The organism is Streptomyces sp. CNB091 (genome assembly GCF_000377965.1).
This window is the reverse complement of the sequence record NZ_KB898994.1, coordinates 373,253-394,981: the sequence shown is the minus strand read 5'-3', so window position 1 is coordinate 394,981 and position 21,729 is coordinate 373,253. Positions and strand designations below refer to the sequence as shown.

Genomic DNA, 21,729 nt, shown 5'->3' with positions numbered 1-21,729 from the left:
CTCAACCGCCTTCGCTCGCCCGGAAGACGGGCAGTTCCAGGCCGGGGTCCGTGACGAGGAACTCCAGGTGCACGGGCATGCCGACGCGGACCTCGTCGTACGGCACACCGATCACGTTGCTGACGATGCGGACGCCCTCGGCCAGCTCGATGAGCGCGACGGCGTACGGTCCGCCCTCGCCGGACGGGCTGAAGGCGGGGAACGGCGGGTGGTGCATCACCACATGGCTGAAGACCGTGCCCCGCCCGCCGGCCTCGACCGTGTCCCACTCCGCGCCGCCGCAAGCGTTGCAGCCTGGCAGCCAGGGGAGGCGCAGGGTCGCGCAGTCGGTGCAGCGCTGGATGAGGAGCCGGTGTTCGGCGACTCCGGCCCAGAAGCCGGCGTTGTCGCGATTGATCACGGGCCGGGGGCGCAGAGGAGGATCGACGGGCTTCCCCCGTTGCGCGGGGCGGTACTTGAGGATGCGGAAGCGGTGCGTCCCGGCGGGCTCGCCGTCGGCGCGGACGTCCGTGCGGGTGGTGACGAAGTAGCCGGTGCCGAGCTTGGTCGTCTTGCGCCGGGAGACGGACTCGATGACCGTGTCGAAGGTGATCCGGTCGCCGGGGCGCAGCGGGCGCGCGTACTCCTGCTCGCAGTCGGTCGCGACGACGGAGGTGTAGCCGCCGCCGTCGAGCAGGGCGAACATCTCGTCGTACGCCGCGGAGCGCCCCGTTCCGTCCGTGTGCCCGGAGAGCCCGCCCATCGTCCACGCCTGGAGCATGGTGGGCGGGGCGACGGCGGCCGGGCCCCGGTAGGCGGCCGAGGTGTCGCCCATCGCCTCGCACCAGTGCCGGATCATGGGCTCGTTGACCGGGTCCTTGCCGCTGCCCCCGGTGGCGGCGGCGCGGCCCTCGTAAGCGGCGAGCCGCTCGTACAGCTGATCCCGGTCGTGATGATCCGCCCGGCTGTCGGCAGGCTCTTTGCCGTAGGGCTGCTGGCTGCCGTCGGGCTCCTCGCCGTAGGGCTGGTGGCTGCCGTCGCCCTCCCGCTCGCTCATCGCTTGCTCCGGGTCATCCCGAGCCGGGCCGTGGCGACGATCTCGCGCTGGACCTCGCCGACACCGCCACCGAAGGTGTTGATCTGCGCCGCGCGGTTCATCCGCTCCAGCTCACCGCCGGGCCCGAAGCGGCCGGGAGAACCACCCCGGAGCAGGGCGGCGTCCCCGACGGCCTCCTGGCACATCCGGTAGACCTCGACCGCGCTCTCGGTGCCCGCGAACTTCACCCCGCTGGCTTCTCCGGGCGCGGGCGCTCCGGCGCCGACGGCGTCGACCAGCCGCCAGTTCAGCAGGCGCGTCGCCGCGAGCCGGGCGTACGCCTCCGCGAGCCGGGCGCGCACCCACGGCTCGTCGATCCGGCGGCGCCCGGTCACGGGATCGGGGGTGCGGGCGTGGGCGAGGGCCTCCTCGTAGAAGTCCTCGGCCTGCATGCCGATCGCGGCCAGGGCGACGCGTTCGTGGTTGAGCTGGCTGGTGATGAGCTTCCAGCCGCCGTTCTCCTCGCCGACGAGGTTCGTGACCGGGACGCGTACGCCGTCGTAGTAGGTGGCGGTGGTGGTGACCCCACCCACCGTACGGATCGGCGTCCAGGAGAAGCCGGGGCAGTCCGTGGGCACCAGAATGATCGAGATGCCACGGTGCTTGGGGGCCTCGGGGTCCGTACGGCAGGCGAGCCAGATCCAGTCCGCCTGCTGGGCGTTGCTGGTGAAGATCTTCTGGCCGTCGATGACCCAGTCGTCGCCGTCCCGCACGGCACGGGTCCGCAGCGCCGCCAGGTCCGTACCGGCATCGGGCTCGCTGTAGCCGATCGCGAAGACGAGGTCGCCGCCGAGGATGCGGGGCAGGAAGTACGCCTTCTGCTCCTCGGTCCCGTACGCCATCAGGGTCGGGCCGACGGTGTTGAGCGTGACCATGGAGACCGGGGCGCCGGCCCGGTACGCCTCGTCGAAGAAGACGAACTGCTCGTCGGGGCCCCGGCCCCGGCCGCCGTACTCCTCGGGCCAGCCGAGACCGAGCAGGCCGTCGGCGCCGATCCGGCGGAGCAGCCGCCGCTGTTCGTCCGCGTCCGGCCCGCCGCCCCTGCTCTCCCCCTCCTCCCTGCCGTGCCCCGCCCCTCCGCCCGCCGCATCGGGCATCAGCGCGCGGAAATAGGACCGGAGTTCGGCGCGGAGCCGCTGTTGGCGTTCCGTCGGAGCGAGATGCACGGAGGGGCCTCCAGAGCTGCGGATACGGAAAAGCCGGAGCGCTCCCGTCCGGCTACCGGCGTCCCCGACGACCGGCGTCCGCGTTCCGACGTTTCTGACTGTCCGTCAGGTACTGGCCCCTGTCAAGACGGCGGCAGCCCGCGCGAGGACACCTGGGTGCCTTCGCGCGGGCTGCCGTTCGGTCATCGGAACCCACCCCCCGGGAGGTCCCGACGACCGCGTCACCCGTCTCGCCCGTGTCGTGCGAGGGGGATCACCAGGGGGTCACCAGAAGATGGGCGTGAAGTTCACCGCGACGCTGTGGTCGGACTGGTCGATCGGCACGAAGGCCGAGTCGTTCACCTGGGCGGACGTGTTCTGGTTCGACGCGCCGGTCCCGACCGCCTGCTGCTGGGTGGTGGACGAGTTACCGGTGTTGATGCCGCCGACACCGCTGCCGCTGACCGTCGCCACAGCCGCGTTCGATCCGTCGTTCGCGAAGGAGCCGTTGTCCGCCATGGCGACACCGCCACAGAGCGCGACGGTCAGGGGCAGAGCGGCGACAGCGGCGAGGGCGCGAGCGGTACGGATACTTGCCATGTCATTTCCTCCAGGAAACGGAATTGCGGCTTCATATTCGGCTGGTCCCGGGGGAGTTGGCCGACCACCCCGGTGCTGTTCACAACGTCGCGAGACCAGAGTTGCCCAGCACACCCTCGACGGACCCCTCCCCACCCTCCGATTCCCTCTCACGTATGACGAAGAGCGGATAAACCTCCCATGCCGCACGAAGGTCCAGGTCAGCGAGGCAACCTCGGCGACCCGTTGGCGCGTCCGGGAAGAAGCGTTCCGCCACCCGCCCCTCCGGAATGTCCTGTCGCACCGTAGGTTGAGCGATCTCATTGAAGTTTGAGTGGCACAGAGGGCCGGTTTTCAGCGACGAGACAGAGCGAGCAGTTCGTCGAGCGCTGGTTCTGGGCCGCCGTTGGCGAGGTTCGCGATGGCTGCCATAGGTGCGACCACTCGGCTCCAGGCATAGAGCCGGTCCCCATCGAGCTGGCACGCGGTCGCCACTCGCTGGCAACGAGCGTCAACACCCTCGCGCCCGGCGCCGGCCACAACGTAGTCCACGGCGTCGAAGCATGGGTCGCCGACGCATGCCTTGGGGTCGATCGCGATCAGACCGCGCGGCCAGCTGTGCAGCGAGGTTCGGAACTTCAGCGAGCCACCCCTCTGCCTCGGGGCCGAATCGAGCCACCAACCGCGCGCCAGCCTCTTCCATATTCACCGGGGCAGCTTGCAACCCCCAAAGCCAAAACTCCAACGGATTGTTCAAGGCTCAAGGGGCGTGGCCCGTGTGACTGAGCGCTTCATCTGGCGATTGAGGCCAGATGAAGCGCTCAACAGCTTCCGGGCCTTCATACCGGCGCGGGAGAGGCAGCCATCCGGCGCCGGTAGTAGTGCACTGTGACCGCGCCCAGCAGCGGACCCCAGAAGAGCAACGGAGCGTAGACGATGTTGAGTAGCCAGATGCCCCAGGTGGTGGCTTCCATGTCTGCGTTGAGCGACGTGTGGACGAACAGTGCTCCGAAGACAGTCGTGGCCAGCGCGCCAAGCCCCGCCACGGCGGTCCCCAGCATGACTGGGACGCGGCGCCCGCGGAGATACGGGATCCAACGCGGCCATGCCTCACCCCAGCTCTGCACCAGCCCGAGGGTGAGGAACGCGAAGGCCTCGGAGATCAGACTGAGGCCGACGAGGACCAACGACCCCAGGCCAGGAGCCCCCATCTGATCGTATTCGGATTGCGCCAGCCCAACGGGGACGCCGACGGCAATGGCCACCCGCCAAAGCGCCGAGGGCACGTTGGTCAATGCGGCGCCCAGCGCAGCGAGCCGGGCCCAGCGCGGCACTTTGGGCAATACATTCACTTTCGGCATGTGAGCCAGGCTCGTCGACGGGGCGGTTACTCACATCAGCCTGCGGTTCCACCCCTTCTCACCCGCGAGGCGTAACTACACGTACGACCGGCGGGCGCGAACTGAAGGCAACCGCGGCATCCAACTCTGACGCACAGCCCCGCCAACTGAAGCACGCATTCGCCAGGTGAAGCGCTCAGTCACAGCCCGTGCCGCTCAAACTTCAATGAGATCGCTCAACTTTCAGTGCGACAGGACACGGAACACCTCCACCCCACTCCACACCACCCCCTCTTCCTTTATTCGAACGCGTGTACGAAACTGGTTCCATGGCCACCATCGACCGGCAGACCCCCACCCTGGCCCTCGCCCACGCCCTCGCCGCCGCCGGGCGCGGCCTCCCCGTCTTCCCGCTCTCCGCCACCAAGCTCCCCGCGCTGCGCTCGCCACACCGGTGGAAGCAGCCGCCGACGCACTGCCGGGGAGAGTGCGGGCTGCCGGGACACGGGGTGCACGACGCCACGACCGACCCCGCGGCCGTCCGCGCCCTCTTCGCCGCCGCGCCCCGGGCCACCGGCTACGGCATCGCCTGTGGACGGGCCCCGCACCGCCTCGTCGGCATCAATCTGGACGTCGACCCCGCGTACGGCAGCGACGCGGCGGGCGCGCTGCGGCAGCTGGCCCTCCAGCACCTGTTCACCATCCCGCCGACGGTCACGGTGCTCACCCCGAGCGGCGGCCGCCACCTCTGGCTGACCGGACCCGCCGACGCCACGGTCCCCAACTCCGCCGGCCGCCTCGCCCCCGGGCATCGACATCCGCGGCAGCGGCGGCTACCTGGTCGGCCCCGGCTCGGTCACCGCCCACGGCCGCTACCGCCTGGCCCCCGGCACCGCCCACCTCACCCCGGCCCCCTGCCCCCGCGCCCTCCTCCGCCTCCTGGCCCCGCCACCCGGCCGCGCCCCGCACACGGGTACGAGCCCGGCCTCCGGCGCCGCGTCCGGACCGGCCACCGGCACGGGCCCCGGCGCACCCGCGACCGCGGCCCGTCGCGGGGAGGGCCTGATCCAGTTCGTGCTGGCCGCCCACGAGGGACAGCGCAACACCCGCCTGTTCTGGGCGGCCTGCCGCGCCTACGAGCACGGCTTCGGCGACGCCCTGGCCGACGGGCTCACCGCCGCCGCCGTCCGCACCGGACTGCCGGAACACGAGGCCCGCGCTGCGATCGCCTCGGCGGCACGGCTGACCTCGGGGCGGGGCGAGGAGCGGGACGGCGCGGCCTGACGGGGTTCTCGCCGAGAGAGGGGCTGACGACTCCCCGCTGCCGGGGCCCGCAGCTCACACGCCCACTGCCGAACCCCGGCAGGAAGCCGCCTCAGAACATGCGGACATCACTCATATCGCTTCCGCTTCCACCGGCACAGAATGCGGAGGTGACTACGACACCGGGCTATGAAGCAGCCCAGGAAGCCCCTGCCCGCCGTGGGCCGATACTCGCCTACCTCGCAGCGGGCATCCTGTTCTCCCTGGTGGCGGCCTGGCTGCTGCTCCTCACCACGCCGGACGCCCGCGACGACGAGCGCGCCTTCACCACCGCGCCCGCGTGCACGGCCTCCGGTGGGGCGGATCCCAACTGCCTGCGGTCGGTCACCGCGGTGCTCGACCGCACCGAGAAGGAGACCGGGCGCAAGACGCCGTCGTACTGGCTGTACCTCACCGAGGCCGACGGAACGTCCACCCGCACCCGGATCGAGAGCGACCTGGAACGGCTTCCGGCCGCCCGTCCGGGAGCGAACATCGAGGTCACGTACTGGCAGGACCAGATCCGGTACGTCGACTTCGGGCCGGACCGCCACTACACGAACGCGGACCCGCGCGAGTCCTTCCGCATGCCCCTCTTCGTCGGCCTGCTCCTCGGCATGCTCGGGGCGATGTTCCTGACGGCCGCCGCCGCGACAGCCTGGAACAGCAGGCGCTCGCCCCGGGCGATCCCTGGCAGCTCGGCCTGACGATCACCGGCGGCACGTTCCTGACCGTGCTCGACGCGACGCTGCTGGAACAGCGACGACATCGGTGACGCTCTGCAACTGACAGTCATGGCCTGCGTGGTGGTCCTGGCGCTCTGCGTCCTGGCCGCCTCGTTCCTGGACCGGCGCCATCGCGGCGACGGCACGATCGCGCTGGAGCCGTCAGTGCTGACCGACGCGTCGTGCTTCCCCAGCCTGATCACGGGCGAGGTCCCGTACGCGGGCCACGCAGGCTACTTGGTCGCGGGCCCCGGCGTGCTGGCCACGACTCCCGACCCCACGGACGCCTTCCACCACAAGGCCGCCCCGCGCACCCTGCCCCCGCTCCGCGTCCGCCCGCCCTACCTGACGGACCCCGCGGGCCGTCCCGTCTACGACGGCCGGGCGGTGGTCGTGGAGTGCGAGGACAACGGCGTACCGGTCCTGGTCGTCACGCGGAAGAAGGACGCACCCGCCGTCCTCGGCGCGCTCGGACCCGTCCCGGGGGAGTGACACCGCTCGGACCGGTCCCGGTGGAGTGACCACTGCTCGGACCGGCCCCGGTGGAGTGCGCGGACCGCCGCCGCCCGGCCGCTCCGACTCTGCGCGTCACCGGGCCGCCCCGATCTCACCTTCCGTACGGGCCAGTTCCGCGTCGTACTGCTCGGCGTCGAAGTGGAACTCCAGCGGAACGTCCTCCTTGTACGGGACCTCCCAGTCGGACCACTGCACGATGCCCCCGAGACGCTGAACGACCACGGTCAGATACCCGCAGCACTCTCCCGAACACTCCGGCTCCCCCAACTCCACCCGCCGAGCGTCGCCGGTCGCCCACAGCAGACCGGGGCCACCGGCCGGCAGCGCATCGGCGACGAGCGGCCCCCGGCCTTCGTCACCGACCCCACCCGCCACCACGTCCTCGCCATTGACCAGGATCCGCAGACTGGGCGGGAACCGGCACCCTCGCGGCAGCACACCAATCTCCAGATAATCGAACATCCGGCCACGCTACGGCGCGATGCCCCGGGGAAGCACCCCCTTTGATGCCCCGAACAGGAGCCAGCCGACCGCGTTCCCAGGCGAGGCGGTTCTTCTCCGGCGCTGCCCGGCGGTGTTGCTTCCGGTCATCAGCAGGGCAGTCGTCATCAGCCACTGACGAGCTGCCCCGGCAGCTCAAGCGCCGGGCCCCGCGTGCCCCTTCCGTGCCCGACAGAGCGGGAAATCAGGGGGAACAGCGGTGCCCGGCAGGGAACGGGCATGGCAAAGGCCCCCGACCATACGTACTGGTCAGGGGCCTCTCGCCTGCGGTGGGTGTGGGATTTGAACCCACGGTGACATCGCTGCCACGACGGTTTTCAAGACCGTTCCCTTAGGCCGCTCGGGCAACCCACCTCGCGTCGGCGGTCCGGTCGCTGTGCAAGCCGATGGGCCGTCAGGCCCGCGTGGGGCCGGTTCGACGCGTGGGACAGCCTAGCCGGTCAGCTGTCGCCCTCGCGCTGGCCCAGGGTGACTTCGGCCGTGGCCGTCTTGCCGTCGCGCTCGTACGTCAGGGTCACCTTCTCGCCCGGCTTGCGGGTCCAGATCTCGCCGATCAGGGTCGGGCCGCTGTCGATCACGGTGTCGTTGAACTTCGTGATCACGTCGCCCGCTTTGAGGCCCGCCTTGGCCGCCGGGCCGTTCGGGGTGACGGCGGGGGTGCCGCCCGCGCCCTCGGAGGAGATGGCCGCGCCGCCCGTCTTCTCCTCCATCGTGACCGTCGCGCCGATCACCGGGTAGACCGGCTTGCCGGTCTTGATCAGCTGCTCGGCGACGTTCTTGGCCTGGTTGATCGGGATCGCGAAGCCGAGACCGATGGAGCCGGCCTGGGACTGGCCGAGGCCGCCACCGGTCGACTGGATCGCGGAGTTGATGCCGATGACCGCGCCCGTCGCGTCCAGCAGCGGGCCGCCGGAGTTGCCCGGGTTGATCGACGCGTCGGTCTGGAGGGCGCTCATGTAGGAGTTCTTGTTGCTGGAGCCGTCCCCGGACGCCACCGGGCGGTTCTTCGCGCTGATGATGCCCGTGGTGACCGTGTTGGAGAGGCCGAAAGGCGCGCCGATCGCGATCGTCGAGTCGCCGACCGCGACGCCCTCCGAGTTGCCCAGCGGCAGCGGGGCGAGGCCCGCGGGCGGGTTCTTGAGCTTCAGTACGGCCACGTCGTAGCCCTGGGCCCGGCCGACCACCTCGGCGGCGTACTTCTTGCCGTTGGAGAAGGTGGCCGACAGTTCGCCCGACTCCGCGGCGGACGCCACCACGTGGTTGTTGGTGAGGATGTGGCCTTCCTTGTCGTACACGAAGCCCGTGCCCGTGCCGCCCTCGCCCTCGCCGCCCTGCGCGTCGATGGTGACCACGCTGGGAAGCGCCTTCGCCGCGACTCCGGCCACCGTGCCCGCCGGGCGCTTCAGGTCCCTCGGGGTGTCCGACGCCGAGATGGTGGTCGAGCCGCCGCCGTTGCCGTCGTTCCGGTCGGCCGCCCAGAAGCCGAGGGCTCCGCCGATGCCGCCCGCGACGAGGGCCGCGACGGCCACGGCCGCCACCAGACCGCTCCCGCGGCCCCTGCCGCTCTTTCTGCCCGGGGACTCGGAGCCGGGCGGGACCGGAGCGCCCCAGACCGGGCCGTGGCCGTTCCCGTTGCCGATACCGCCGGACGCGTGACCGGTGCCCCCGTCGGCGTACGACGGGACGGCGGGCGGAGGCGGCGGCCAGGACGCGGCGCCCGGGGGAAGCCCGGGCTCCGCTCCGTATCCGGGCGCCGCTCCGTACGGGGAGTGCTGCGGCGGCTGCGGCGGATGGGACGGCGTCGGGTGGGGGCCCTGGGCGTACGCGGGCGTGGCCGGAGCGCCCGGGGAGGCCGGGGCGCCCTGGTGCGTGGGGTCGTGGCGCGGCGCCTCGGCGTGCGCCGGTGCTCCCGGTGCCGGAGTGCCCGGGGCCTGCGCGCCGGGTGCGTAGGGGGCCGCCTCCGCTGCTCCGGTGTCGTGCACGGGAAGACGCGCGGTGTCATGCGCGGGGTCGTGCGCCGTCTTGTGCGCGACGTCCTGGGCCGGGTCCTCGGCCGGCGGCGGCGTGGCTCCGTCGGTCGCCGGTTCGGGAGTGGCGGCCGGCCCGGGAGGTGCGGGCGGAACGGACGGCACGGCCGGTACCGCGTTGCCCTCGTTGCCCTCGTTCTCGGTGCTCACAGCTCTTTACTCCTCGGTTCCACTCGGCATCCAGTCGGCGTTCGGCAAGAAATCCGCTGTGCACGTGTCTGCGGTCAGCTTTTCCCACGACACGTCGGGCCACTGTAAGCAGGACCTGTGCATCCGCACACCAATCTTTACATCCGACAAAACAGACCTCCAGGGTGACATGTGCTCAGCCTTCCCCGCGGCGGTGACACCATGGCGCGGGTGACCCACGCACGGCAGCACAGCGCGCACACCTCCATCCAGGTCATCGCCCACCGCGGGGCCTCCGACGACGCCCCCGAGCACACCCTCGCCGCCTACCGCAAGGCGATCGAGGACGGTGCCGACGCCTTGGAATGCGATGTCCGGCTCACCGCCGACGGCCACCTCGTCTGCGTCCACGACCGGCGGGTGAACCGTACGTCCAACGGGCGCGGCGCAGTGTCGGCGCTGGAGCTCGCCGACCTCGCCGCCCTCGACTTCGGCTCCTGGAAGGACCGCGAGGAGTCGCCCGACTGGGATCCGGTGCCGGGCGAGCTCACCTCCGTACTCACTCTGGAACGGCTCCTGGAGCTCTTCACCGAGGTCCGGGCCACCGGGCGGCCGCTACAGCTGGCCATCGAGACGAAACACCCCACGCGCTGGGCGGGGCAGGTCGAGGAGCGGCTGCTGCATCTCCTGAAGCGCTTCGGGCTGGCAGCTCCGCCCGCGGACGGGGCCTCGCCCATCCGCGTCATGAGCTTCTCCGCCCGCTCCCTCCACCGCGTCCAGGCCGCAGCGCCCACGTTGCCGACGGTCTACTTGATGCAGTTCGTCTCGCCCCGGATGCGCGACGGGCGGCTGCCCGCCGGGGCCCGGATCGCGGGGCCGGGCATGCGGATCGTGCGCAGCCACCCCGGATACATCGAACGGCTGCACCGTGCGGGGCACCGGGTGCACGTGTGGACCGTAAACGAACCGGCCGATGTCGACCTGTGCGCCGAACTCGGCGTCGAGGCGATCATCACCAATCGCCCCAAGCAGGTTCTGTCCCAACTGGGCCGCCTTTAGTACGAATGAGGGCCCATCAGGGCCCCGACCTCGGCCGTTACGGGGTGTGCACCGGCGCACTCGGCGCGCGTTCGATCGTTACGAGTGCGTCACCGGCAGTGCATTGGCCGGTTTCCGGTGCAGCTCAGTGGGGCATCCAACCCGTGGCGTGGGGCAAAGGAGGTCTCGGGGTGGCGTTGGTGGTGGCACAAGAAGTGCCCGCGTCGTCGAGCATGGCCATTCCTCATGGCCCTGCCGGCGTGGGGCAGGCACGACACCGGATGCGTGAACAGCTGCGCGGCAACGGAGTGTCGGACGCGGTCGTCGACGACGCTGTTCTGATCCTTTCCGAACTCCTCAGCAACGCCTGCCGGCACGGCAGGCCCCTGGGGCGGCACACCGACGTCGGCGACGGGGACATCCGCGCCGCCTGGCAGGTGGACACCGCCGGCGCGCTCACCGTGGAGGTCACGGACGGCGGCGGCCCGACCCGCCCGGTTCCGGCCACCCCTTCGGTGACGGCACGCGGCGGCCGGGGTCTCAACATCATCAGCGCCCTGGCCCAGGAATGGGGCGTACGGGACGGGTCGTCCGGCGAAGTCACCGTCTGGGCCCTGGTCTCATCGAAGAAACCGCCCGGAATCGGCGGCAACGGCTCCGCCCCGAACGGAACCGGCGCCAACGGCTCGAGAGCCCATGGCATCGACGGCGACGGCATCGGCGGGCTCACCGGGTTCGAGGGGCTGGACCTCTCCGAGGCCTTCGACGACGTGGGCTGAGCGCACGAACCACAGGGACCCGGCGCACGAACGACAGGGACCCGGCGCGCCGACGACGGGGGGCCGAGCCCGTACGGCGGACGAGCGGGGCTCCCCGGGCGGCTAGGCTCGCGCCGAGTCCGCACTGTCGCAATCGGGAGAATGCCCACCATGGCCAAGAAGCGCCCTCAGTCCAAGGCCGGGAAGCAGCAGCTCAAGGACGGTGAGATCCCGGTCGTCGGGGCCCGTGAGCCCTGCCCGTGCGGATCGGGCCGCCGTTACAAGGCGTGTCACGGACGCGCCGCCGCCCAGGCCGTGACCGAGCTCGTGCACCGCCCCTTCGAGGGACTCGCGGGCGAATGCGACTGGGTCGCGCTGCGCGAGCTGGTGCCCGCCGCCACGGTCGAACTGACCCTCAAGGACGGGCTGCCCGAGGGAGTTCCGTCGGTGACGCTCGCGACGGTCCTGCCGATGGCGTGGCCGGCCCTGCGCCGGGACGACGGTTCCGTCCTGCTCGCCCTGCAGAACGACACCTCGTCCGGCGACCTCAGCCGCGACCTCGCGGACACCCTCCAGCGCGCCCTGGAGGCCGAGCCCGGCTCCCCCGTCACCGCACGCCGCGTACCGGCCGACGGCCCGCGCCTCCAGGACCTCCTCGCCCCGGACGCCGTGTTCGAGCCGAACGTGCACTCCGGGTTCGAGTTCTGGGTTCCGGACGCGGAGAACGCCACGCCGGAGGTGTCCGCCTCGCTGGAGCGTGCGAACGCCGCCGCGATTCCGACGACGCTGCTGACCGGCGTCGACGCCGCGTACTGGTGCGAGACCCCGGAGAAGAACCACCTGCGCTGGGTCATGCCGCACCCCGAGGAGAAGCTCCTCGACGCGCTCGCCCGGCTGCACGCCGCCGGCACCTCCTCGCTCGGCGACGACACCCGCCTGGTCGGGTCGTTCCGGGCGCACGGACTCGTGGTCCCCGTCTGGGACCTGCCCAGCTCGATGGGGGCCGAGGCGTGCGAGAAGCCCGCCGTCGAGTTCGCCGAGCGACTGGCGGCGGCGCTCGTGTCCGACGCGCCGCTCACCGCCGAGGAACGCCGCGCCCGGGGCGGTCTCACCAACCGCCAGGTGACCCTCAGCTGACAGTGACGACAGGGCGCCGCAGACGGTGACCCGCGTCACAACTCGCCGTACTCGTAAGTAAATCGACGTCCCTACAGGCGAGATCGAATTTGCGAACGGCAGATCTCTTGTTACGGTTCTAGAAGCCCGGTCGCTGGTGCATCCCCCGTCGCCAGCGATCGGGCGTCTTCGTTTCCGGCTGCGGACCGCCCTGTGACACGCCCAGGCGCGGAGGCCGCGCCACCTCTGAAACCCGCCCGGCGCACTGGGCCCGTCATGTCGGAACCCTCACATCGGAGCCTGTTCCGCCCCCACGAACTCCGCAATCGCCGTCGCGGCTCGGGGCGCACCCGAGGAGGGGAAGCGCGGCGTCTCGCGGATGCCCGGCTCGTCGTGCGCGGCCGGCTCGCGGTACAGCGCCGCGGTGCGCCTGCCCGGCCCCATCAGGGTGAGCGCGGAACGAAGTTCCTCTCCGGTCGCGTTCCCGGTAGCAGAAGCAGACGCGCGCCCTCCGGTGCCACCCGCTGTCCCTGCCGTCCGCGCCGCCCCTGCCGTCCGCGCCGCCCCTGTGATCGTCACCGCCAAAAGAGGTGGAACGATCAAACTCGGGCAAGGAGCCTGCTTCCGCGCTCATTCTCGATGGCGCTTTCAGCAACTGCGGAGAAGAGGCGAATGGTTTCTCTCCGGATAGGCCATCAGCCGTCCGGGCGCGCGCGCTTTCTGGCGAGGCGCCAGGTGATTTCGCATCGGATGAGGCCGGAACACCCGGTACGACATCCGGAGCAACGGCGGGATCCGCTAAAGCGACCACCTGAACCAGCCAGGCGCGAACACGGCGGCAGCCGCGAGACCCGAGACCGGTCACGCGGAGATGCGTGGTGGCCCCACCTGGCGACTGCGCGGAATTCCTGGCGCCGGGCGCCGGTATCGGCGCCCGGCGCACCGCCGGGTCGCCCGCCATCCGTTTACCGGTGATCCGGCCCGGCTCACACCCGTTCGAGTGAGCCGGGCGCCGAGAGCCGGGCACCGCGAGCAAGACACCGAGAGCGAGACACCTCCTGGGCGCCCCGGTCTCCACCCGCCCCGGTCAGTGGGCGAGCCGACTACCGCCGCCCGGGGCTCCGGTGCTCGCCTCGACCAAGGCGTCCAGGACCGCTTCCACATCCGGGAGCCAGGGCGCCGCGACCGTGGGAGCCCCGCCCTTCGCCGACCCGTGGGGCACCGGGGCGGCGGCGGAGGTCGCCGCCGGCGCGGGGGGCCGCTCCCAACGGACCTGACCCGTGCCGGTCCGGGACGGCGGCAGGACGAGATAGCCGCCCTCACCGTGGAACCGGAGCGAGCTGGGCACCCAGTCCTTCGCGTACAGCAGTTCGCCGAGCCGTTCCAGGCCGTACGGGGCCACGAGCAGCGACCACCGGGTGGGCGTCGCCACGACGGGGCCGAGCCGCATGCCGAGGACGTCGAGGGCGCTGAGTGCTCTGGCGCCGGCCACGGCGGGCAGGCTCACCGCGCAGGGCGCGCGGCCGCCGGTCGCCAGCATCACGGGGGCGGTGGGGCGGTGGGTCCACCACCAGCGCACCATGCGCTCGTCCGTGGTGGCCGCCAGCAGGCCGGGATCGAAGGGGTGTGCGCCCGGTACGGCGCAGTCGGGTTCGGGGCAGGCGCAGCCGAGGCCGCCGCTCTCGCCGCGCGGGCCGGCCTGTGCCGTCCCCACGCCGGGGAGCACGGGCCACTGCCACACGGTGGCGCACGTCAGGGCCGCGTCGAGCCGGGCAGCCCCCTCCTTGCGCCGGAGCCGGAGCCTGCGTCGCCTTCCGAGGATCTCGCGCATGAGCGCTCGTTCCTTTCCGTTGAACGCCGAGTCCACATGACACACGCGTGTGTGACACCACGTGCGTATCTCTTCGCTGTGCGTACGCGCTCATCACTTCTGCGGTACAGGCGTGCCGCCGATACCGAGCGTGAGCCGAGCCGAGCCGAGTGGAACCGATCCGAATAGAACCGATCTGGGTGGAGCAGAGCCGAACCGAGCAGAGTCGAGCGGAGTCGAACCGAACGGGGCCGAACCGACCGAACGGGTCGGACTGACCGAGCGGAGTCGTGCTGCCCTGGCAGAGTCGTGCGGGTCGAACCGAGCGGGTCGAGCCGGACCGGCGATCGCTGGGCGAGGGCGGCATGCGCCTCGCCTGCCGTCCCTGGTGCGAACCCCGCCGTCCGGGGCGGGTGCGTCACCTTCACGGGTAAGGACGCCTGAACCCGCTGCCGGGTTCCTGGGCGATCACAACCGCACCCGCGCATCACCGTTTACGTACCCAGCATGCCCGGAATGACGCTCCTCCGGCGACTTGACCCCGGAGGTGCCCCTGTTGAGCAGCCCCAGTCGATCGCAAATAGCGTCCATAGGGTGCATTTTTTGGCCAAGTTAGCCGACACTGGGAGAGCATGAATCGCCCGATGCTCGACCGGACAATGCTGGACATCGGATTACTTGTGCGTGTACATGTGGATGCATTGATAGTGGCGCAGAATCACATGGGGGTTTGCGATGCTATTCGACGAATCACACCGGTCGGAAAGCTGGCTGCCATGAGCGCCCCACACCTGCCGAAAGTGGCTGGAATCGATCCAGAGGTTTCGGTTTCAACGCACACTCGCGCTCCCCTGACGGAGGTCCCGGGACCTCCGGGAGCCTTCATCCAGGACCGGCTCGCGGGCTGGGTGTCGGACCTCACGACCCTGCACGAACTCACCGAGCGGCTGGCCGGGACGAGCACCCTCGACGGCGCCCTGAACGAGCTGCTGCACGCCGGAGCCGCCCTCGTCGGCGCCCGCCGCGGACTTCTCGTTCTGGAACCGGCGAACGGCGAAGGCCCCTCCGCCACCCTCGGCCTCGGGCTCAGCCACGCCGAGCTCGGCCACATCGAGACCGTGCCGCGCGCGGCCACCGCGCTCGGCCGGGTCCTCGACGGGCGGCCGGACACCGCCGACGGGGTCACCAGCCCCGACCTGCTCGGCGAGGAGGAACTGGACCCCCGGCACCGCGAGGTCGCCACCCGGCTCGGCTACGCCGCCAGCTATGCCCTCCCGCTCGCCTCCGAGGCGGCCGGCCGGCTCGGCGCGGCCGTCTGGCTCTACGACGAACCGGCCGAGCCCGCCCAGAAGCAGCGCCACCTCGCCGGCCTCTACGCGCGCTACGCCACCGAGCACCTGGCCCGCCTGATCGAGCTGGAGCGCGCCCGCGCGGACGTCGCCGCCGTCGCCGAGGAGCTGCTCCCCAGCCGGCTGCCCCGGATCCCCGGCGTCCAGCTCGCCGCCCGGCGCCGCACCGGCCCCCGGGGCGGCGGCGACTGGTACGACGCGCTGCCGCTGCCCGACCGCGCGCTCGGGCTCGCCGTCGGCTCCGTCGGTGGGTCCGGACCGAGCGCCATGGCCGCCATGGGCCGGCTGCGCGCCAGTCTGCGGGCGTACGCCGTGATGGAGGGCGAGGACCCCGTCGCCGTCCTCTCCGACCTGGAACTGCTGCTGCGGCTCACCGAGCCCGCGCGGACCGCGACCGCCCTCTTCGCCTACTGCGAGCCGGCCGCCCGCAAGGTCGTGCTGGCCGGGGCCGGGCACACCCCGCCCCTGGTCCTCGGCGAGCGGCGCTGCGAGTTCGTCGAGACCACGCTCTCCGCCCCGCTGGGGATGCTCGCCTGCTGGGAGGCGCCGAGCGTGGAGTTCAGCCCGGCGCCCGGTGAAACGGTGCTGCTCTACACGGACGGGCTGCTGCGCCGCACCGGGGACGCCATGGACCGCGCCTTCGCCCGGCTGCACTCCGCAGCCGCCTCCGTACCGAGGTCGGACCGGCACGATCCGGCGGCCGTCGCCGACCACGTCCTGCGCACGATGCTCCCCGACGGCCTCGACCGGAGCGACTCCGCCGAGGACGTCGTGATCCTCACCGCCCACTTCGACTGACCGCCCACTTCGACTGACCGCCCGCACGTCGGCCGACAGCCCGCGCCGCCTGGCCCCCACGCCGACCGCCCGCCCACTTCGGTCGACCGTCCACGTCGGCCGACAGCCCGCGCCGGCCGCCGACGGGCCCCTTCGACCGATGCGGCGGCGGTCTCCGGTAACAGGTCCTTCGGCCCTGGGCTCCCTTCCGCACGCCCGTACGATGGGTGATGGTCCAGTGTCGTACTCAAGGAGAAACACATCGTGTCTGAGGAGCTCGTCCCGGAGAACCCGGAGCAGGAGACCGAGGAGAACGAAGCAGCAGCGGTCAAGCAGCGGAAGAACGGCCTGTACCCGGGCGTCTCCGACGAGCTCGCCGAGAACATGAAGTCGGGCTGGGCCGACACGGAGCTGCACGGCCTCCAGCCGATCGCCCAGGCCGAGCACACCGCCGCCCGGCGCGCCGCGCTCTCCGCCCGCTTCCCCGGCGAGCGCCTGGTCATCCCCGCGGGCAACCTGAAGACGCGCTCCAACGACACCGAGTACGCCTTCCGCGCCTCCACCGAGTACGCGTACCTCACCGGGGACCAGACCCAGGACGGCGTGCTCGTCCTGGAGCCGGCGGGCAGCGGCCACGAGGCGACCCTCTACCTGCTGCCGCGCTCCAACCGGGAGAACGGCGAGTTCTGGCTGGACGGCCAGGGCGAGCTGTGGGTCGGCCGACGGAACTCCCTCTCCGAGGCCGAGCAGCTGTTGAACATCCCCGCGAAGGACGTCCGCGAACTGACCGCCGTACTGACGGAGGCCACCGGCCCGGTCCGCAACGTACGCGGCCACGACGCGTCCGTCGAGGCCGCCCTCACCGACAAGGTCACCGCGGAGCGCGACGAGGAACTGCGCGTCTACCTCTCCGAGGCCCGTCTGGTGAAGGACGCCTTCGAGATCGCCGAGCTGCAGAAGGCGTGCGACGCCACCGCGCGCGGCTTCGAGGACGTCGTGAAGAGCCTGGACAAGGCCGAGGCGACCAGCGAGCGCTTCATCGAGGGCACCTTCTTCCTGCGCGCCCGCATCGAGGGCAACGACATCGGCTACGCCTCGATCTGCGCCGCCGGTCCGCACGCCACCACCCTGCACTGGGTCCGCAACGACGGCGACGTCCGCGCCGGCGAGCTGCTGCTCCTGGACGCCGGCGTGGAGACCAACGACCTCTACACCGCCGACGTGACGCGCACCCTGCCGATCAACGGCACGTTCTCGCCGCTCCAGCGCAAGATCTACGACGCGGTGTACGAGGCCCAGGAGGCGGGCATCGCCGCCGTGAAACCCGGCGCCACCTTCCGCGACTTCCATGACGCCTCGCAGCGCGTCCTCGCCGAGAAGCTCGTCGCGTGGGGCCTGCTCGGCGACCTGGACGTGGACAAGGTCCTGGAGCTCGGCCTCCAGCGCCGCTGGACCCTGCACGGCACGGGCCACATGCTCGGCATGGACGTCCACGACTGCGCCGTCGCGCGCACCGAGGCATACGTCGACGGCGTCCTGGAGCCGGGTGTCTGCCTGACCGTGGAGCCGGGTCTGTACTTCCAGGCCGACGACCTGACCGTGCCCGAGGAGTACCGGGGCATCGGCGTCCGGATCGAGGACGACATCCTCGTCACCGAGGACGGCAACCGGAACCTCTCCGACACGCTGCCCCGCCAGGCGGACGAGGTCGAGGCCTGGATGGCTCGGCTGAAGAGCTGACGACAGGGCCCAGGCCCGGTCGAGGGCGCGCCGCTCACTACACCGTGAGCAGCGCGCCCTCGCGCCATTTCAGGACCTTGTCGAAGCGCACCACTGCGCCGTGTCCCGGCCGGTTGCCGAACTGGACGTGGTCCGAGAGCTGCTGGATGAGGTCGAGGCCCCGGCCGCTCTCGGCTTCGGCGTCCCGCGGGGGGAGTGGCTGCTGCGGATGCTCTGTGTACTGCGGATGCTCTGTGTACTGCGGGTGCTGTTCTGCGTGCGGGGCTGGGCGAAGCGCGCGGCGGGCGGGAAAGCCCGGCCCCGAGTCGCTGACCTCGATACGGCATTTCTCGCCGTCCAGATAGGCCGTGACCCGGTACTGCCCGGAGTCCGCGGCAGGGCGTCCGTAGCCGGAATCCCCCGGCTCCCCGAGCGCTGTCCGGTCGCCACCGTGTTCGACGGCGTTCGCACAGGCTTCGCTGAGCGCGACCGACAGGTCGAAGGAGATGTCCGGATCCACCCCTGCGGTTTCCATGGTGCCGAGCAGAAAACGACGGGCGAGCGGGACGCTCGCAGCTTCGCGCCGCAAATGGAGAGACCACCAGATGCTCATCTTTCAGCCTCCTGGCTGCGGCTCGACGTATCGATACGTATTGCCGCCCTCGGCACTTCGTAAGCACGGATCGGGTGGGAAAGCCCTCATTCGGCGGATGTGGATATTCGGCCGCCCGGTGTATGGACCCGCCCGGTACCAGGTCACCGGGCGTCCGTCCGGTGACCCGGGGTGCGCGCCCCCGGTCCGCACATCCCCCGCGAACGGGCTCAACAAGCACGGTTGGGGACGGACTCTGACCTTCCGGACCTGCCGTACGGGACAGGGGGGTGCAGTGCGATGATGTCCCGGCCATGTCCACGCCTCTCGCACACGCAGGAGCCGGTCTGCGGCTCATGAGGGCCGCGGTGTTCACCGCGGCCTGCGTCGTGCTGTCCGCGGCCGGACACGCGCTCGCCGCCGGAGCGCCCGTCCCCGCGTGGACACTGCTCGCCGGATTCCTCGGCGTCCTCGCCGTCGCCACGGTCCTCGCCGGACGGGAACGTTCCCTTCCGTCGATCGTGGGCGCGCTGGCCGGCGGACAGATCCTCCTGCACGTGCTCTTCGCGTACGGCAGCCACGCCGGTGCCCCCGCCGCGGCGGGGCCCACGGGCGGCGACAACCCGGTCATCCGGTTCGCCGCCGGTCTCGTCTGCGGCGCCGGCCCGGAGCAGCTGACCGCGACCGACGCCCACCGCATCGTCTCCTCCGCCGGCATCGACCCGGCGACGCTCACGGGGGCCCACGGCCATCTCACGGACGGCGGGGCCGGAGCGGTCGGGACTGCCGCGTCGGCGACCCCGGACGGCGTCTCCGGCATCGCGCAGGTCTGCGCCGCGGTCTCCGCGCTGCTGCCGAGCCTGTCGATGTTCCTGGCCCACGTCCTCGTCGCGCTCGCCACCGGCTGGCTGCTGCGGCGCGGCGAGATCGCCCTCTTCCAACTGGCCCGGCTCTCCGCCCACAGCGCCCAGGCACTGGCGGCCGGGGCCCGGCTGCGGTCCCTGCGGGCCGCGCTCGCCCTCGTCCGCGCCCCGCGGGCCGGGGCGCGCGAGCAGCTCGTGGCCGGGCCGCGCGTTCCGCGTCACTCCGACGACGTGCCGGTGCCGGCCGCCGGGGATCCTCTGCAACACCTGGTGATCAGGCGCGGGCCTCCGGCCCCGTACGCCCTCGCAGCCTGACGCGACGCCTCCACCGACCCCGCAGGACCCGTCCGTGCACGTCCCTGTGCACCCACGCCCGCGGAACCGGACCACGAGGTGTCGTGATGCCGCCGCGCATCCGCGCGCCGGACCACCGTGTTCCGTTTCCCCTGTGGAGATTCCTGCCATGAAGCTTTCCCGTATCGCCCTCGCCGGCGGCGTCGCCGCGTCCACCGTTCTGCTGATCGCCGGCCCGGCCGCAGCCCACGTCAGCGTCCAGCCGGTCGGCGAGGCCGCCAAGGGCGGATACGTCACGCTCAACTTCAAGGTCCCCAACGAGCGCGACCAGGCCTCGACGGTGAAGCTCGAAGTCAACTTCCCGGCCGACCACCCGCTGTCGTCCGTCACCCCGCAGGCCGTCCCGGGCTGGAAGATCGACATCTCCAAGAGCAAGCTCGACAAGCCTCTTGAGGTGCACGGCAAGAAGATCACCGAGGCCGTCTCCAAGGTGACCTGGACCGCGGACGAGGGCGAGATCGCCCCCGGCTACTTCCAGCAGTTCCCGGTCTCCGTCGGCGCGCTTCCCGAGGACGCCGACCAGCTCGTCTTCAAGGCGATCCAGACGTACGACAACAAGGAAGTCGTCCGCTGGATCGAGGAGCCCACGGCGGGCGGCGAGGAGCCCGACAGCCCGGCCCCCGTCCTGAAGCTGACCGCCGCCGCCGAGGACGGCCACGGCGGTGCGGCCGGCGGCGCCGAGAAGACCGACGACTCCAAGGCCGCCGACACCGACGCGTCGGCCAAGGAGAGCAGCACCGCCGCGTCCTCCTCCTCCAGCGACACCACCGCCCGCACGCTGGGCATCATCGGCATCGTCATCGGCATCGGTGGCATCGCGTTCGGCGTGCTCGCCGGACGTCGCCGCTCGGCCTGACCGGCCGGTTCCATCACCCGCACCACGTTCAGGACACCTCATCCCATGCGCAACAGAAAAGCAGTGACGGCCGTGGCGTTCGCCGCCGCGGCCGCACTGGCCCTCTCCGCCTGCGGCACCGCTGACGACAAGGCGGAGCCCTCTGCCATCGCCGACGTCAGCGCCGCGCCGAAGGACAAGGCCGCGACCGTACTCGACCAGCCGTTCACCAAGCCGAACCTCGTCCTCACCGACACCCACGGCAAGGAGTACGACCTCCGCGAGGCGACCAAGGGCAAGCCGACGCTCATCTACTTCGGCTACACCAACTGCCCCGACGTCTGCCCGCTGACCATGAGCAACATCTCCCTCGCCAAGCGGGAACTGCCCAAGGCCGACCAGGAGAAGCTCCAGGTCGTCTTCGTCACCACCGACCCCGAGCGCGACACCCCCGCCTCGCTCGGCAAGTGGCTCTCCGCCCAGGACCCCTCCTTCACCGGCCTCACCGGCGACTTCCCGACCATCCAGGCCGGGGCGCGGCAGATCGGCATCGGCATCGACGCGCCGAAGAAGGAGAAGGACGGGACCATCGTCTCGATGCACGGCGCCCAGGTCATCGCCTTCTCCCCGAAGACGGACCAGGGGTATGTGCTCTACGGCGAGGACACCACCGCCGAGGAGTACACGAAGGACCTCCCCAAGCTGCTCAAGGGGGAGGCTCCGTGAACCGCCGGGCGGCCCTCACCGGCGTCCTGGCCCTCACCACGGGGCTGACGCTGGCCGGCTGCTCCTCGGACGGCACGCCCGACCTGGAGGTCGTCGGCGCGTATCTGCCGCAGCCCGTCAGCGACATGGCCGCCGGGTTCCTCGTCGTCCAGAACAACGGCGATGCCGGGGACCGGCTCACCTCGGTGACCAGTCCGCTCTCCGACGACGTCACGATCCACGAGACGAAGAACCAGAAGATGCGCGAGGTCTCCTCGTTCGAGGTGCCCGCGGGCGGCGAGCTCGACCTCGAACGCGGCGGCAACCACATCATGTTCATGAAGCTCAAGCAGAAGCCCAAGCAGGGCGAGAAGGTCTCCGTCGAGCTGCACTTCGAGAAGGCCGGCCTCATCACGGTCGACCTGCCGGTGAAGGAAACCACCCACAACCCGAAGAAGCAGTGAGGGACTGAAT

At 71.4% G+C, this 21,729-nt stretch carries 20 protein-coding genes, 1 tRNA gene and 2 pseudogenes; 12 read left to right on the top strand and 11 right to left on the bottom strand.

What is annotated here, in order from left to right; translation table 11 throughout:
* Position 1: 1 nt before the first annotated feature.
* The 5 genes and pseudogenes from D581_RS0111675 to D581_RS0111660 all read right to left on the bottom strand — a co-directional run bounded on the left by D581_RS0111675 (position 2) and on the right by D581_RS0111660 (position 4,160).
* Positions 2–1,036 carry an OB-fold domain-containing protein gene (locus D581_RS0111675; RefSeq protein WP_018957405.1) on the bottom strand — a complete coding sequence of 345 codons (1,035 nt, stop codon included), beginning with the start codon at positions 1,034–1,036 and terminating at the stop codon, positions 2–4.
* Positions 1,033–2,241: an acyl-CoA dehydrogenase family protein gene (locus D581_RS0111670; protein WP_018957404.1), complete on the bottom strand. Its 1,209-nt coding sequence runs from the start codon at positions 2,239–2,241 to the stop codon at positions 1,033–1,035. Before D581_RS0111670 ends, D581_RS0111675 begins: the two co-directional genes overlap by 4 nt.
* A 264-nt stretch (positions 2,242–2,505) precedes the next feature.
* Entirely contained in the window at positions 2,506–2,820 is a 315-nt protein-coding gene (locus D581_RS0111665; protein WP_018957403.1) for a hypothetical protein, read from the bottom strand.
* A gap of 333 nt (positions 2,821–3,153) precedes the next feature.
* A pseudogene (locus tag D581_RS1000000139590) lies at positions 3,154–3,408 on the bottom strand (aminoglycoside phosphotransferase family protein); the annotation flags it as partial.
* 230 nt (positions 3,409–3,638) lie between these two features.
* On the bottom strand, positions 3,639–4,160 hold the full coding sequence (locus D581_RS0111660; RefSeq protein WP_032752656.1) for a hypothetical protein: 522 nt from the start codon (positions 4,158–4,160) through the stop codon (positions 3,639–3,641).
* A gap of 308 nt (positions 4,161–4,468) precedes the next feature.
* On the opposite strand from D581_RS0111660, the pseudogene D581_RS1000000138575 reads away from it, so the two are divergent.
* The 3 genes and pseudogenes from D581_RS1000000138575 (at position 4,469) to D581_RS0111645 (ending at position 6,658) form a co-directional block, all read left to right on the top strand.
* A pseudogene (locus tag D581_RS1000000138575) lies at positions 4,469–5,423 on the top strand (bifunctional DNA primase/polymerase).
* 149 nt (positions 5,424–5,572) lie between these two features.
* Entirely contained in the window at positions 5,573–6,148 is a 576-nt protein-coding gene (locus tag D581_RS0111650; protein ID WP_158688598.1) for a hypothetical protein, read from the top strand.
* Between the two features lie 87 nt (positions 6,149–6,235).
* Positions 6,236–6,658 (top strand): hypothetical protein, encoded by a 423-nt coding sequence (locus D581_RS0111645; RefSeq protein ID WP_018957399.1) that lies wholly within the window; start codon positions 6,236–6,238, stop codon positions 6,656–6,658.
* A gap of 96 nt (positions 6,659–6,754) precedes the next feature.
* On the opposite strand, the gene D581_RS0111640 is transcribed toward D581_RS0111645, so the two are convergent.
* The 3 genes from D581_RS0111640 to D581_RS0111630 all read right to left on the bottom strand — a co-directional run bounded on the left by D581_RS0111640 (position 6,755) and on the right by D581_RS0111630 (position 9,360).
* The gene (locus tag D581_RS0111640) at positions 6,755–7,144 is read right to left on the bottom strand and encodes a hypothetical protein (RefSeq protein WP_026290428.1); all 390 of its coding nucleotides are present in this window, start codon (positions 7,142–7,144) and stop codon (positions 6,755–6,757) included.
* A 306-nt stretch (positions 7,145–7,450) separates the two neighbouring features.
* Positions 7,451–7,537, bottom strand: a tRNA-Ser gene (locus tag D581_RS0111635).
* Between the two features lie 86 nt (positions 7,538–7,623).
* On the bottom strand, positions 7,624–9,360 hold the full coding sequence (locus D581_RS0111630; RefSeq protein ID WP_018957397.1) for a trypsin-like peptidase domain-containing protein: 1,737 nt from the start codon (positions 9,358–9,360) through the stop codon (positions 7,624–7,626).
* Positions 9,361–9,561: 201 nt separating this feature from the next.
* Here D581_RS0111630 and D581_RS0111625 point away from each other — a divergent pair, with 201 nt between their 5' ends.
* The 3 genes from D581_RS0111625 to D581_RS0111615 all read left to right on the top strand — a co-directional run bounded on the left by D581_RS0111625 (position 9,562) and on the right by D581_RS0111615 (position 12,272).
* Positions 9,562–10,398, top strand: coding sequence for a glycerophosphodiester phosphodiesterase (locus D581_RS0111625; protein ID WP_020679195.1), 837 nt, complete (start codon positions 9,562–9,564; stop codon positions 10,396–10,398).
* Between the two features lie 260 nt (positions 10,399–10,658).
* A complete protein-coding gene (locus D581_RS0111620; RefSeq protein WP_018957395.1) occupies positions 10,659–11,156 on the top strand; it encodes an ATP-binding protein in 498 nt (165 codons plus the stop codon).
* A 150-nt stretch (positions 11,157–11,306) separates the two neighbouring features.
* Positions 11,307–12,272 (top strand): DUF5926 family protein, encoded by a 966-nt coding sequence (locus D581_RS0111615; RefSeq protein WP_018957394.1) that lies wholly within the window; start codon positions 11,307–11,309, stop codon positions 12,270–12,272.
* A gap of 267 nt (positions 12,273–12,539) precedes the next feature.
* Here the strand turns inward: D581_RS0111615 and D581_RS1000000142045 are convergent, their stop codons facing one another.
* Positions 12,540–12,695, bottom strand: coding sequence for a hypothetical protein (locus tag D581_RS1000000142045; protein WP_018957393.1), 156 nt, complete (start codon positions 12,693–12,695; stop codon positions 12,540–12,542).
* A gap of 643 nt (positions 12,696–13,338) precedes the next feature.
* Positions 13,339–14,082: a bifunctional DNA primase/polymerase gene (locus D581_RS0111605; protein WP_018957392.1), complete on the bottom strand. Its 744-nt coding sequence runs from the start codon at positions 14,080–14,082 to the stop codon at positions 13,339–13,341.
* 638 nt (positions 14,083–14,720) lie between these two features.
* On the opposite strand from D581_RS0111605, the gene D581_RS0111600 reads away from it, so the two are divergent.
* The gene (locus D581_RS0111600; protein ID WP_199787792.1) at positions 14,721–16,208 is read left to right on the top strand and encodes a PP2C family protein-serine/threonine phosphatase; all 1,488 of its coding nucleotides are present in this window, start codon (positions 14,721–14,723) and stop codon (positions 16,206–16,208) included.
* Positions 16,209–16,451: 243 nt separating this feature from the next.
* Positions 16,452–17,927, top strand: coding sequence for an aminopeptidase P family protein (locus tag D581_RS0111595; RefSeq protein WP_018957390.1), 1,476 nt, complete (start codon positions 16,452–16,454; stop codon positions 17,925–17,927).
* Positions 17,928–17,964: 37 nt separating this feature from the next.
* On the opposite strand, the gene D581_RS0111590 is transcribed toward D581_RS0111595, so the two are convergent.
* Positions 17,965–18,519: an ATP-binding protein gene (locus D581_RS0111590; protein WP_032752654.1), complete on the bottom strand. Its 555-nt coding sequence runs from the start codon at positions 18,517–18,519 to the stop codon at positions 17,965–17,967.
* Between the two features lie 293 nt (positions 18,520–18,812).
* On the opposite strand from D581_RS0111590, the gene D581_RS0111585 reads away from it, so the two are divergent.
* From D581_RS0111585 to D581_RS0111570, 4 genes are all read left to right on the top strand, one after another.
* Positions 18,813–19,676 carry a hypothetical protein gene (locus D581_RS0111585; RefSeq protein WP_026290426.1) on the top strand — a complete coding sequence of 288 codons (864 nt, stop codon included), beginning with the start codon at positions 18,813–18,815 and terminating at the stop codon, positions 19,674–19,676.
* 148 nt (positions 19,677–19,824) lie between these two features.
* Positions 19,825–20,571, top strand: a complete 747-nt coding sequence (locus D581_RS0111580) for a YcnI family protein (RefSeq protein ID WP_018957387.1) — start codon at positions 19,825–19,827, stop codon at positions 20,569–20,571.
* 45 nt (positions 20,572–20,616) lie between these two features.
* Positions 20,617–21,276 (top strand): SCO family protein, encoded by a 660-nt coding sequence (locus D581_RS0111575; protein ID WP_032752653.1) that lies wholly within the window; start codon positions 20,617–20,619, stop codon positions 21,274–21,276.
* Positions 21,273–21,719 carry a copper chaperone PCu(A)C gene (locus D581_RS0111570; protein ID WP_018957385.1) on the top strand — a complete coding sequence of 149 codons (447 nt, stop codon included), beginning with the start codon at positions 21,273–21,275 and terminating at the stop codon, positions 21,717–21,719. The genes D581_RS0111575 and D581_RS0111570 overlap by 4 nt, the downstream gene beginning before the upstream one ends.
* Positions 21,720–21,729: the final 10 nt, after the last annotated feature.

What these genes read in the sequence shown, in the direction of transcription:
- D581_RS0111675 (WP_018957405.1), bottom strand. Translation starts at nt 1,036, where the DNA reads ATGAGCGAGCGGGAGGGCGACGGCAGCCACCAGCCCTACGGCGAGGAG.
- D581_RS0111665 (WP_018957403.1), bottom strand. Translation starts at nt 2,820, where the DNA reads ATGGCAAGTATCCGTACCGCTCGCGCCCTCGCCGCTGTCGCCGCTCTG.
- D581_RS0111660 (WP_032752656.1), bottom strand. Translation starts at nt 4,160, where the DNA reads ATGCCGAAAGTGAATGTATTGCCCAAAGTGCCGCGCTGGGCCCGGCTC.
- D581_RS0111645 (WP_018957399.1), top strand. Translation starts at nt 6,236, where the DNA reads ATGGCCTGCGTGGTGGTCCTGGCGCTCTGCGTCCTGGCCGCCTCGTTC.
- D581_RS0111640 (WP_026290428.1), bottom strand. Translation starts at nt 7,144, where the DNA reads ATGTTCGATTATCTGGAGATTGGTGTGCTGCCGCGAGGGTGCCGGTTC.
- D581_RS0111625 (WP_020679195.1), top strand. Translation starts at nt 9,562, where the DNA reads ATGGCGCGGGTGACCCACGCACGGCAGCACAGCGCGCACACCTCCATC.
- D581_RS0111620 (WP_018957395.1), top strand. Translation starts at nt 10,659, where the DNA reads ATGCGTGAACAGCTGCGCGGCAACGGAGTGTCGGACGCGGTCGTCGAC.
- D581_RS0111615 (WP_018957394.1), top strand. Translation starts at nt 11,307, where the DNA reads ATGGCCAAGAAGCGCCCTCAGTCCAAGGCCGGGAAGCAGCAGCTCAAG.
- D581_RS1000000142045 (WP_018957393.1), bottom strand. Translation starts at nt 12,695, where the DNA reads ATGGGGCCGGGCAGGCGCACCGCGGCGCTGTACCGCGAGCCGGCCGCG.
- D581_RS0111605 (WP_018957392.1), bottom strand. Translation starts at nt 14,082, where the DNA reads ATGCGCGAGATCCTCGGAAGGCGACGCAGGCTCCGGCTCCGGCGCAAG.
- D581_RS0111600 (WP_199787792.1), top strand. Translation starts at nt 14,721, where the DNA reads ATGCTGGACATCGGATTACTTGTGCGTGTACATGTGGATGCATTGATA.
- D581_RS0111590 (WP_032752654.1), bottom strand. Translation starts at nt 18,519, where the DNA reads ATGAGCATCTGGTGGTCTCTCCATTTGCGGCGCGAAGCTGCGAGCGTC.
- D581_RS0111585 (WP_026290426.1), top strand. Translation starts at nt 18,813, where the DNA reads ATGTCCACGCCTCTCGCACACGCAGGAGCCGGTCTGCGGCTCATGAGG.
- D581_RS0111580 (WP_018957387.1), top strand. Translation starts at nt 19,825, where the DNA reads ATGAAGCTTTCCCGTATCGCCCTCGCCGGCGGCGTCGCCGCGTCCACC.
- D581_RS0111575 (WP_032752653.1), top strand. Translation starts at nt 20,617, where the DNA reads ATGCGCAACAGAAAAGCAGTGACGGCCGTGGCGTTCGCCGCCGCGGCC.